An 11626-nucleotide genomic window follows, 5' to 3' on the forward strand; every position below is an offset into this window, starting at 1 on the left:
CAGCGCTGGCTGTTTTACGCGTATGACAGGCTCCGGAAGACGGTTGTTGCGCACGTATTCGGTGAACGCACTATGGCGACGCTGGGGCGTCTTATGAGCTTGCTGTCACCCTTTGACGTGGTGATATGGATGACGGATGGCTGGCCACTGTATGAATCCCGCCTGAAGGGAAAGCTGCACGTAATCAGCAAGCGATATACGCAGCGAATTGAGCGGCATAACCTGAATCTGAGGCAGCACCTGGCACGGCTGGGACGGAAGTCGCTGTCGTTCTCAAAATCGGTGGAGCTGCATGACAAAGTCATCGGGCATTATCTGAACATAAAACACTATCAATAAGTTGGAGTCATTACCATCGTTGACATGGCATACCCTCACTCAATGCGTAACGATAATTCCCCTTACCTGAATATTTCATCATGACTAACGGAACAACATGGGTCACCTAATGCGCCACTCTCGCGATTTTTCAGGCGGACTTACTATCCCGTAAAGTGTTGTATAATTTGCCTGGAATTGTCTTAAAGTAAATGTTGCGATATGTGAGTAAGCTTAAAACAAATATTTCGCCGCAGGAGTATCCTGGAAGATGTTCGTAGGTATTATTTTTCGGATAATCCTTAGGATAACATGATAAACGTTACGGAATTATATTAATGGCAATTCACTAATAATATCAGCCAGCTAAACATCTCACTGAATAAATGTTCGCAAAAAGGTGCAATTAACGGCATTAATGCCGCCATTAAAGAGATACCGACAGTCAGAGTTAATGGAAATCCAATAACAAAAATGGATAATTGCGGGGCCATACGATTCAGTAAACCTAATGCCAGATTCAGGGTCAGCAGCAGAGTAATGAGCGGTAACGCCAGCATCAGCCCGTTAAGGAAAATCAAACTCCCCGCTTTGGTGAGTGCCAGAAACGCATTGCTGTTCAACGGTTCGCCACCAATTGGCAGGGTGTGAAAGGTATCGACCAGCAGTGAAATCAACCATAAATGACCGTTAAATGTCAGGAACAGCAGTAACGCCAGCATATCCATGATACGCGCTAAAACGGGCATATTGAGATGGCTGGCCGGATCGACAAACGTCGCAAATGACAGCCCCATTTGCAGACCGATAATTTCGCCAGCGGTTCGCACAGCGGCAAAGGCAAATTGCATGGTAAAACCAAGCGCAATGCCGATCAGGATCTGCTGCACGGCCAGCCACAGAGCAAAGAACGAAAAAACAGGAACATCGTTGGCAGGTAATGATGGGGCAATGACGAACGTGATCATAATTGCCAGCCCCAGTTTTACCCGTTTCGGCACGCTGCGTTCGCTCAGAATTGGTGCGGTAGAAATGAGCGCCAGCACGCGCAGTAACGGCCAGAAGTACAGGCTTAACCAGGAAAGCCATTGATCGCTTGTCACCTGCATCATTGTACGGCCTACCCGATGATATACGGCAGGTTAGTGAACAAGGTGCGGACGTAATCCAGCAACAGATTGAGCATCCACGGTCCGGCAATAATAATGGCAATAAATACGGCGATGATTTTTGGAATAAACGACAGCGTCATTTCGTTGATCTGCGTGGCGGCCTGCAAAATACTGATGATAAGGCCCGTGACCAGCGCCACCAGCAACAGCGGGGCAGCCAGTGCCAGCGCGACTTTCATCGCTTCAGTCCCCATCATCATGACCGATTCAGGTGTCATTTTGCCTCTCTAGCTGTAAAAGCTCTGCGCCAGCGAACCGACCAGCAATTGCCAGCCATCCACCAGTACAAACAGCATCAGTTTAAAGGGCAGAGCAATGGTGGCGGGGGGGACCATCATCATCCCCAATGCCATCAACTCGCTGGTCACGTAGGCCGGGAGCAAAATGCGCATCGGCACGGCTTCAGGTCCCTGCAACGGGCCGGTATTCGCTAGTCTGGCAAACAACCCTAAATCTGCCTCACGGGTCTGACGCAGCATAAACTCACGTAGCGGCTGCGCCCCTTTTTCCAGCGCCTCCTGCATTGATATTTTCTCTTCGCTGAATGGCTGGTACGCATCGACATAAATTTTGTCGATCACCGGTGACATAATAAAAAAGGTCAAAAATAGTGCCAGCCCCAGCAATACCTGGTTAGGTGGCGCGGAGGGCGTTCCCAGCGCGTTACGCAATAAACCAAAAACAATGATGATGCGGGTGAAACTGGTCATCATCAGTAAAATTGCCGGAATAAACGTCAACGAGGTGATGAACACCAGCGTCTGCACCGGGAGCGACCAGCTTTGTCCACCGCCAGGCAGCGGCTGGCTGGTGATACCCGGCAGTTGCGCGAAGGCGAGGGGCGTAACCAGCCAGAGAAGGACAGGTGCGACAGACAACAAACGACGCATCAGGATCTCCCACTACGCTTAAGCAAATTTTTCATGACCGACTGAAAATCGGTCTGCGGTATCTCTTCTGTTGGTGCTGAAGGGGGAAGTTTATGCAGCAGATTGATTTGCCCTGCGGTAACGCCGAGCACCAGCCGTGCATCTTCCACATCGACCACCACAACCCGTTCACGCGCGCCCAGCGAAGCACTGGCGCTAATTTTCAGACCGTTAACGCCAGTGCGTTTCGGGGCAAATCCCAACCGTTTTACCTGCCAGGCAGCAGCGAGGATCAGGGCAATAATGGCGATGAGTGCGCCGCTGACCTGCAGCAGTGGCGCAGCAGAAACCGGCGTGGAAGATTGCACAGTAGCGTGGTTATTCATCACTAACGGCTCAGGCGACGCATTCGCTCAGACGGAGTAATGATATCGGTGATCCGCACGCCATATTTATCGGCAACGACCACCACTTCGCCCTGGGCGATTAAATAACCGTTGATCAGAATATCCAGTGGTTCGCCCGCCAGACCGTCCAGCGCCACGACGGACCCTTGCGTCAGACGCAACAGCTCTTTGATGGTCATCCGCGTACGGCCCAGCTCGACGGTCAGCTTGACCGGAATATCCATTATCAGGTCGATATCCTGCAACGTTCCGCTGACATCACCACCGCCAAATTGCTGGAACACCGCGTCGGCAGCGCTTTTGCTGCTGGTTGATTTTTGTTCGCTCAACGCTTCAGCCCACAGATCGTCCATTGCGCCGTTGTTGTCATCGGCCGGATTATTCATGTCACTCATTTGGGCTGTTCCTCGTTCAGAGAATTTAAAATCGGGTTAATCAAATGTTCTATCCGTAACGCATACTGACCGTTGAGAGTGCCGTACTGACTGGTCAGCACCGGGACGCCGTCAACATGGGCGATGATGCGATCAGGTTTTTCTATCGGCAGGACGTCGCCGGGTTTCAGTTTTAAAATCTGCGACAGGCGTAGCGAGATATCGGCAAAGTTGGCGACCAGCTCCAGCTGTGAATGCTGCACCTGGCGCACCAGGTTATCGCGCCAGTTCTGATCTTCATTACGCGAGTTTTCCAGCGGCGGGTTAACCAACAATTCCCGTAGCGGCTCGATCATGCTGAATGGCAGACAGATATTAAATTCGCCGGTCAGGTTGCCAATCTCCACATGGAACGGCGTGTTAACCACAATGTCGTTCGGCGAGGTGGTGATATTGGTAAATTTCACCTGCATTTCCGAACGCACGTACTCAACTTCCAGCGGATTAATCGCCTTCCAGGCGTCGCTATAGCCTTCAAGCGCCAGCTTTAACATGCGGTTGATGACGCGCTGTTCGGTATGGGTAAACTCGCGACCTTCCACTTTGGTCGGGAAGCGTCCATCGCCGCCAAACAGGTTATCCACGGCGATAAACACCAGACTCGGTGAAAACACCACCAGCCCTGCGCCGCGCAGCGGTTTCAGATGGATAAGGTTCAGGTTGGTCGGCACCGGCAGGTTGCGGGCAAATTCATGGTACGGCTGAATGCGGATGGCCCCGACGGTTATATCCGGGCTACGACGCAGCAGGTTGAACAGCCCCATACGAAAATGGCGGGCAAAGCGCTCATTAATGATTTCCAGCGCCTGCAAACGTTCGCGCACAACCCGTCGTTGGGTATTCGGATCGTACGGACGAATGTCACTTTCGCCGCTAACACTGGCTGTCGGTTCGTCTTTGACTTCGCTGTCACCATTCAACAGCGCATCAATTTCAGCTTGAGAAAGAATACTATCGCCCATGTCGTTATCGCAGAATAAAAGCGGTATACAGCACGTCGGTGACATCCTGTTTCGGTTGCCCGGCAACAAGCGGGGTGGAAAGCGTGGTTTTAATCTCGGCAATCAGGTTTTTCTTGCCTTCTTCTGTCGCCAGTACGGCAGCATCCTGACGCGAAAACAGTAACAGCAAACGGCTACGGACTTCCGGCAAATACTCACTCAGCCGCGAGCGGGTAGCTTCATCTTTCAGGCGCAGGGTTATGCCGATATAAAGCACGCGATCCGCATCGCCCAAATTGACCGTGAAGGTATCCAGCGCGTAGAAGACCGGGGAGGGTACGACGCGTTGCTGCGCTTTGTCGTCAGCGGCAACCTGATGCGAATGCCAGTAGCTGTAACCTGCGCTGGCACAGGCCGCGAGGGTAATGAATACCAGAATCGGGATCCAAAGCGATCGCTTGCTTTTCTTGCTTATCGAGTAATCAGTCATGTGTTGCGGTCTTCCTGTGTCGCTACTGCTTATCGGCTAATTATCCTGCGTCTTGAGCGCAACAAAGCGGGGAAAAGACGCGGATTACGGTGCTACCTCTGACGTTAGGCGAAAATATCAACGCCGCTGTTGCCTGTTACACGCCCTTGTAAAGAGACGGGAACCGGAAGCGTATCGTCGTCTTCCCCCGCCAGAGGTTCATGGTTTACTGTGCGTTGGCTTTGCTGTTGTTGGGAAGCGGCCTGCTGCTGACCACTAAAGCTTTCGCCACTGATGTTGCTTTGCCCTAACTGAATGCCACTTTCGGCCAGCTGCGTACGCAGTACCGGAAGCGCTGCTTCCAGCGCGGCGCGTACATGCTGATGCGGTGAAACCATCTGGATTTGCGCCTGGTTATCATCCACTTTGAGGGAGATTTGCACTTCACCTAAATCCTGCGGGTGCAGACGCAACTCTGCACTTTGTTGCCCCTGGCGGGTGAACAGCGAAATATGCTGGCTTAATGATTGTTGCCATTCGTGAGAACCCAGCGGTGCACTCAAAACAGGCGCGGCGACGGTGGGCAGTGGCTGTGTCTGGTGTGGAGTAATTAGCGGGCTGGCGGCAGCGGTCACCGGTGACGGTGTGCTGATGACTTCCGCTTTACTCTGGGCTTCTGCTACCAGCGGTGTTAATGGCTGAGCTGGCGTGCCGGGGGAATCATCAGGCTGTGCTGTTGTGAGTTGCGCAGAAGTCAGTTTTGTGAAGAGCGTTGGTTTCTCTGCCGGTAACACGGTTGACGGCACATCAGTCACTTTGGGCGTATTGTCAAAACCCGGCAACATCGCAAAAAGGGCGCTCAGGCTTGCGGTGACGTCTTCATTCAGATCATCCGCTTTTTCGTCTTTTGTCGTATTTTGGTCAGCCACCGCAGCCAACGTCATCGTCTGAGCGGTGGTTAACGGTGTTGATGTGGATTGTTCGTCGTTGATGACAGGCAGTGTTTCATCCACGGGGATCAGTAAATCCGCTTGTTGCGCGTCGGCAAGAATATCGCTGATCAGCGGCTCGCCTTTTGTCGTGGGCTTATCTGTTGCCACCAGCAACTGGGGGGCCGCTTTGTCGGTAGTTGTCTCGCCTGCTAATGCTTCGCTCAACAACGCGAGAAAATCTTGTGCAGCATCGCTGGCTTTGCCGCCAGGCAATGTGGTGGTGTCAACGTCGGCGGTAATTAAGGGCGCTAAGCGAATTGTCGAGCATCGGATCGCTGCCTTTGGCATACGCGCCGACGCTAACCAGATCGCGGTTACGCTGAAAACTCGACAACAGCTGTTTGAAGGTGCGCACTCGCGCGTAATGTTGCTCACTGATCAACGCCGTCATTGCGCGGCTGATCGACGCTTCAATATCGATAGCCGGATAGTGCCCGGCTTCCGCCAGTCGGCGAGACAGCACAATGTGACCGTCGAGGATTGCCCGCGCAGAGTCGGCAATGGGGTCCTGCTGGTCATCGCCTTCAGTGAGCACGGTATAAAACGCGGTAATCGATCCGCCGCCGCTAATGCCATTTCCGGCACGCTCGACCAGTGCCGGTAATTTGGCAAACACCGACGGGGGATAACCTTTAGTGGCGGGTGGTTCGCCAATCGCCAGCGCAATTTCACGCTGGGCCATCGCGTAGCGGGTGAGGGAGTCCATAATCAGCAACACATGCTGACCACGATCGCGAAAATCTTCGGCAATGCGCGTGGCATAGGCGGCACCCTGCATTCGCAGGAGAGGAGAAACATCCGCCGGAGCGGCAATCACCACGGAGCGTGCACGCCCTTCGGCACCGAGGATATTCTCAATAAAATCTTTTACTTCGCGTCCGCGTTCACCAATCAAACCCACGACAATGACATCGGCGCGGGTGTAACGTGCCATCATCCCCAGCAGCACACTTTTACCAACGCCGGACCCGGCAAACAGCCCCATACGCTGCCCACGCCCAACGGTAAGCAGGGCATTGATTGGGCGCACGCCGGTGTCCAGCACATGTTCAATCGGTGTACGTTGCAACGGGTTAAATGGCGGGGTAATCAGCGCACCGGTTTCCGTCGTATCGGGGGAGGCCATCGAGCGGTTTACCGCTGCCGTCCAGAACACGACCTAATAACGCCGGACCGAGCGGTAACTGTTTGCCGCTTTGCAGCCCTTCTGCCGAAATGTTTTTGGCATAAACACGCGCGCCGGGCAGGACACCTTCGACTTCCTCCAGCGGCATTAAAAACAGCCGTTGACCGTTAAAGCCAACGACTTCACTTTCTACTTCGTGCGTTTCAGTGCCGTTCTGGCGCTCAATCACACAGGTTGCGCCGAGCGGCAATTGTAATCCGGTGGCTTCCAGCACCAGCCCGGTAGCGCGGGTTAATCGCCCGTAGCGACGTACCGCAGGCAACTGCGCCATTTTGGCTTCAAAGTTATCCAGCGTGGTTAGCCAGCGAGTCAGGCGCGTGGTTATTACACCACTCCTGGTGCTGCCAGACGGCAGAGTTCTTGCCAGCGAGTGGCGACACTGGCGTCGAGATCGCCTTCATCGGCGGAGACTTTACAGCCGCCAGGATGGAGGGTGGGATCGCCCCGCAAGCGCCAGCCATGCAAACTGAAGGTAGCGCCGAGCATATCATCCACACGTTGCAGATCATCCGGGTGCACGCGCAGCTGTGGTTTACCGCTGAATAACGGTTCTTGCTGCAACAACTGTTGGATCTGTTTGATCAGTGCCGAGTTATCCACTGTTGGCGTCTGACCGATGACCTGACGTGCTGCCTCCAGCGCCATCTGCATCAGGCGCGAAGCAATCACACTATCAAGCGCATCAAGGGTAGTTTGAAATTCGCTGACCAGTTGCTGCATCCGGGCATGAATTGGCGCTTGTTGAGACTTCGCCTCTGCCAGACCTTGCTCCAGCCCCTGGGCCAGTCCTTCCTGATAGCCCTGCTCATGACCTTGCTGGCGACCTTCGGCAATCCCCGCCTGATAACCTTGCTCATGGGCCTGCATTTGCAGTTGCGCCAGTTGCTGCTCAAGGCTGGGTTCGGCCTCTTCAATGATGGTTTCTTCCGGCTCGACCATGGGCACAAACTCTGCCTCTGGTGGCGCGAGATCGTCCGGCGTCCAGGTTTTCCACGGCAGATTATCAGACATAGGTATCCTCGCCGCTGCCAATTACCATCTCGCCAGTTTCGGCAAGGCGGCGCACAATCAGCAGAATCGCTTTCTGTTCGTTTTCCACCTGCGACAGACGCACCGGACCACGGTTGGCGAGATCGTCGCGCAGAATATCGGCGGCACGCTGCGACATATTGCGCAGGAATTTCTCGCGCAGTGGCTGCTCGGCCCCTTTCAGCGCGATCAACAGCGATTCGGAATCCACTTCCTGCAACAGACGCTGAATGCTGCGATCGTCGACATCCACCAGATTTTCGAACAGGAACATCTCGTCGATAATTTTTTGCGCCAGCTCGCCGTCGAATTCGCGCACGGCGGTAATAACGGCTTCTTCCTGCTGAGTTTTCATCAGGTTGATAATTTCGGCTGCCGTTCTCACGCCGCCCATTTTGCTGCGCTTGAGATTCTGACCGTCGAGCAAGCCATTCAGTACTTCGGTCAGTTCCGCCAGCGCGGCTGGCTGCACGCCGCCAAAGGTGGCGATACGCAACATCACGTCGTGGCGCAGACGTTCATCGAACAACGCCAGAATATCGGCGGCCTGGGCGCGCTTCAGATGCACCAGAATGGTGGCGATAATTTGCGGATGCTCATCGCGAATCAGATCGGCGGCACTCTGCGGCTCCATAAAGTTGAGCGTTTCAATACCGCTGGCGGTATCGCGAGTTTCGAGAATATCTTCCAGCAGGCTGGCGGCACGTTCCTCACCCAGAGCTTTGACCAATACCGAACGCAGATAATCGTTGGCGTTGATATTCAGTGCGGCAAACTGTTCAGCTTCTTGCTCAAACTCCGCCAGCACATCGGTTAGCTGCTTGTTGGAGATCTGCGTGACGTTCGCAATTGCAGCGCTCAGGGTTTGCACTTCGCGCTGGGAGAGGTGCTTGAACACCTCTGCCGCCCGGTCTTCGCCAATGGTCATCAGCAGGATGACGCTTTTATCGGTGCCTGTCAGGTTACTCATGATCGTTATTTATCCACTGGCGAATGACCAGCGCCACCACGCGCGGATCGTTATCAGACATTTCACGGATACGCTGGCTCATGACTTCTGCCCCCAGACGTTGGTTAGCGCGTCGTTGTTGGAGTTGTTCGTCTTTGCTCAGGCGGACTTCCACCGCATCTTCCACTTCCTCACGGGCCTGCGCCTGTTGCTGTACAGCTTTCATCGCCTCGGCGCGACTTGTTAACTGCGGGCGTACCGCTTTCCGCCACAGCAGCCACGCCACCAGCAGTACCAGCAACCAGCGACCGGCAGCCAGCAACTGATCGATAAACGCTTGCTGTTGCCAGAACGGCAGTTCTCCGCCGCTTTCGTCACTGCTATTGAACGGCGAGTTAACGACATTGAGCGAGTCACCGCGTTTTTCAGAAAAGCCCATCGCCTCGCGGGTCAGATCTTCAATTTGCTTCATCTGTTCGTTGCTGAGAGGCAATGGTTTACCGTCTGGCAAGGTTTTGTAATTCACCACTACCGCGACTGACAGACGTTGCACATCGCCCACGTTCATTTTGGTATGACGAATGGTGCGATCGACTTCGTAGTTACTGGTTTCATTCCGCTGTGTGCTACGCGGCCCGCTATTGCTGGTGGTGCTCGCCTGCTGCTGGCGGTTATTTTGATTTGCCGGAGGCGTGCTGATTGGCGCGTTATTCGCAGGTGCCGGTTGATTCGACAACGCCCCCGGTACGCCGCCCGGATAACCGGAACCGCTTTGCTCGCTCTCATTAAGCTGGCGTGAACGAAGCGCCGCATGAGATTCATCACCGTTAGGGCGATACTGTTCTTCCGTTTGTTCTTTACTGGCGAAGTCCAGTTGCGCCGTGACCTGGGCGTGAATATTACCGTTACCAACAATTGGCGACAGGATCGCTTCAATAGCGCCGCTGGCTTCGCTGAAGCGGTAAGGAATATTCATTTGCGTCAGTTGGCTGACAATTGCGCCACCATCCTGATCGGAAAGATTGCTGAATAATGTGCGGTAGTCGGGGGCTTTCGCCCACAGGATCAGTGCGACCATGACCGCCACTGCCGCGGAACCGGCAACAATCAATGGAATTTTCGGATTCGCACGCAGGCGATTAAGCCACTCAAGAGATTTTGTCTGGGCTGCAGTCGCATTCATCGCGCACCTCGTGGCTGATTATGGACGGCGTTATTGGCAAAGTGGAACAAGACTCACTCCCGGGTCAGCAAACTCGAAAAATTGACGCTGCCATTATTTGTGCTTTCGTTTTTTTCTATCCGCCAATAAACCCGTTTTTTTGTTGCTATTTAGCGCCTTTGTCTTATTGACTTACTGGTAGGCTTTGCTACCAGAAATTATCCAGGAGACGAAAATGTCAGCGATACAGGGGATTGAAGGGGTTATCAGCCAGTTACAGGCTACGGCGATGAGTGCGCGTGCGCAGGATTCACTGCCGCAACCGACCATTAGTTTTGCCGGGCAGCTGCACGCCGCGCTCGATCGCATAAGCGATACACAAACAGCCGCCCGCACGCAGGCAGAAAAATTCACCCTCGGTGAACCCGGCGTGGCGTTAAACGATGTGATGACCGATATGCAAAAAGCCTCAGTTTCTATGCAAATGGGGATTCAGGTGCGTAATAAGCTGGTGGCGGCGTATCAGGAAGTGATGTCCATGCAGGTGTAGGTTTTGTAACCTGTTGGTAATTACATCCCATCTGCCCGCGTGGGGCATGGATGGGACAAACTCACCCTATTTCTGGTTTAAAATGGATACCTGATCCTGAAAGTCTTCTGCCATCCACGATCCGTAAACGCGATAACATGTTTTGTCTTCGCTTTGCTCATAGGAAGAGTGAACTCTTTTGTTAGCCTGGGGTTCCTTCTGATCATTATTGTTCCTGCCTTTATCTCTTGCCACGCCAGAGCCCCCTGGATACACATACACCAGGATGAAAACGGTGAGTTGTGTTCAAACTGTAGTACAATTCTCTCCAGTATGAACAGGAAAGAATATGCTATGAACCCTTATATTTATCTTGGTGGCGCAATACTTGCAGAGGTCATTGGTACAACCTTAATGAAGTTTTCAGAGGGGTTTACACGGTTATGGCCCTCTGTTGGCACAATTATTTGCTATTATGCATCATTTTGGTTATTAGCTCAGACACTGGCTTATATACCTACAGGGATTGCTTATGCTATCTGGTCAGGAGTCGGTATCGTTCTGATTAGTTTGCTTTCCTGGGGATTTTTTGGCCAACGACTGGACTTGCCAGCCATCATAGGCATGATGTTGATTTGTGCCGGTGTGTTAGTCATTAACTTGTTGTCACGAAGCGCACCGCATTAAAAAATAATCATCCTTGAGATAACAGGAATCTGATTTGTGCATATTATGGCTAATGTTCGGGGCAACTTTATAATTATGATTGCATTTGCGCGATCATTGCGCCTTTTTGCATAATGAGATCAATGCACATCAAATAAAATAACGATAGGTCACAACAAAGAGGTTTTGGTAATGACTCCAACTTACTGATAGTGTTTTATGTTCAGATAATGCCCGATGACCTTGTCATGCAGCTCCACCGATTTTGAGAACGACAGTGACTTCCGTCCCAGCCTTGCCAGATGTTGTCTCAGATTCAGATTATGTCGCTCAATGCGCTGAGTGTAACGCTTGCTGATAACGTGCAGCTTTCCCTTCAGGCGTGATTCATACAGCGGCCAGCCATCCGTCATCCATACCACGACCTCAAAGGCCGACAGCAGGCTCAGAAGACGCTCCAGTGTGGCCAGAGTGCGTTCACCGAAGACGTGCGCCACAACCGT

Annotated in this window: 12 protein-coding genes and 4 pseudogenes; 3 read left to right on the forward strand and 13 right to left on the reverse strand. The window is 53.0% G+C overall.

Annotated elements, in window-relative coordinates:
- Positions 1–339: pseudogene (locus BGK49_RS02640) on the forward strand (IS1-like element IS1B family transposase); the annotation flags it as partial.
- A 309-nt stretch (positions 340–648) separates the two neighbouring features.
- Here BGK49_RS02640 and fliR read toward each other — a convergent pair.
- The 12 genes and pseudogenes from fliR to fliF all read right to left on the reverse strand — a co-directional run bounded on the left by fliR (position 649) and on the right by fliF (position 9949).
- Positions 649–1430, reverse strand: a pseudogene (gene fliR, locus BGK49_RS02645) (flagellar biosynthetic protein FliR).
- Positions 1431–1438: 8 nt separating this feature from the next.
- Positions 1439–1708, reverse strand: a complete 270-nt coding sequence (gene fliQ / locus BGK49_RS02650) for a flagellar biosynthesis protein FliQ (protein ID WP_000187358.1) — start codon at positions 1706–1708, stop codon at positions 1439–1441.
- A gap of 9 nt (positions 1709–1717) precedes the next feature.
- Complete coding sequence (locus BGK49_RS02655) at positions 1718–2380, reverse strand: flagellar type III secretion system pore protein FliP (RefSeq protein WP_001253451.1); 663 nt, start codon at positions 2378–2380, stop codon at positions 1718–1720.
- Positions 2380–2745, reverse strand: coding sequence for a flagellar biosynthetic protein FliO (gene fliO / locus BGK49_RS02660; protein WP_004982751.1), 366 nt, complete (start codon positions 2743–2745; stop codon positions 2380–2382). Before fliO ends, BGK49_RS02655 begins: the two co-directional genes overlap by 1 nt.
- 2 nt (positions 2746–2747) lie before the next feature.
- Positions 2748–3161: a flagellar motor switch protein FliN gene (gene fliN, locus BGK49_RS02665; RefSeq protein ID WP_001282098.1), complete on the reverse strand. Its 414-nt coding sequence runs from the start codon at positions 3159–3161 to the stop codon at positions 2748–2750.
- On the reverse strand, positions 3158–4162 hold the full coding sequence (fliM, locus tag BGK49_RS02670) for a flagellar motor switch protein FliM (protein WP_005040713.1): 1005 nt from the start codon (positions 4160–4162) through the stop codon (positions 3158–3160). Before fliM ends, fliN begins: the two co-directional genes overlap by 4 nt.
- A 4-nt stretch (positions 4163–4166) precedes the next feature.
- On the reverse strand, positions 4167–4631 hold the full coding sequence (fliL, locus tag BGK49_RS02675; protein ID WP_000133228.1) for a flagellar basal body-associated protein FliL: 465 nt from the start codon (positions 4629–4631) through the stop codon (positions 4167–4169).
- Between the two features lie 104 nt (positions 4632–4735).
- A complete protein-coding gene (locus tag BGK49_RS02680; protein ID WP_001123475.1) occupies positions 4736–5890 on the reverse strand; it encodes a flagellar hook-length control protein FliK in 1155 nt (384 codons plus the stop codon).
- Positions 5850–7113 (reverse strand): annotated as a pseudogene (locus BGK49_RS02685) (flagellar protein export ATPase FliI); the annotation flags it as partial. The pseudogene BGK49_RS02685 and the gene BGK49_RS02680, both read right to left, overlap by 41 nt.
- The gene (gene fliH, locus BGK49_RS02690) at positions 7113–7799 is read right to left on the reverse strand and encodes a flagellar assembly protein FliH (RefSeq protein WP_001282673.1); all 687 of its coding nucleotides are present in this window, start codon (positions 7797–7799) and stop codon (positions 7113–7115) included. The gene fliH and the pseudogene BGK49_RS02685, both read right to left, overlap by 1 nt.
- A complete protein-coding gene (gene fliG, locus BGK49_RS02695; RefSeq protein WP_000067936.1) occupies positions 7792–8787 on the reverse strand; it encodes a flagellar motor switch protein FliG in 996 nt (331 codons plus the stop codon). The genes fliH and fliG overlap by 8 nt, the downstream gene beginning before the upstream one ends.
- The gene (gene fliF / locus BGK49_RS02700; protein ID WP_000994403.1) at positions 8780–9949 is read right to left on the reverse strand and encodes a flagellar basal-body MS-ring/collar protein FliF; all 1170 of its coding nucleotides are present in this window, start codon (positions 9947–9949) and stop codon (positions 8780–8782) included. The genes fliG and fliF overlap by 8 nt, the downstream gene beginning before the upstream one ends.
- Before the next feature lie 214 nt (positions 9950–10163).
- Between fliF and fliE the strand changes: the two genes are divergently transcribed.
- The gene (gene fliE, locus BGK49_RS02705; protein WP_001274295.1) at positions 10164–10478 is read left to right on the forward strand and encodes a flagellar hook-basal body complex protein FliE; all 315 of its coding nucleotides are present in this window, start codon (positions 10164–10166) and stop codon (positions 10476–10478) included.
- Between the two features lie 333 nt (positions 10479–10811).
- Positions 10812–11144, forward strand: a complete 333-nt coding sequence (emrE, locus tag BGK49_RS02715) for a multidrug efflux SMR transporter EmrE (protein ID WP_001070456.1) — start codon at positions 10812–10814, stop codon at positions 11142–11144.
- Positions 11145–11326: 182 nt separating this feature from the next.
- Here emrE and BGK49_RS02720 read toward each other — a convergent pair.
- Positions 11327–11626 (reverse strand): annotated as a pseudogene (locus BGK49_RS02720) (IS1-like element IS1X2 family transposase); the annotation flags it as partial.

The organism is Shigella sp. FC1544 (assembly GCF_001722145.1).
Taxonomy (GTDB): domain Bacteria; phylum Pseudomonadota; class Gammaproteobacteria; order Enterobacterales; family Enterobacteriaceae; genus Escherichia; species Escherichia coli.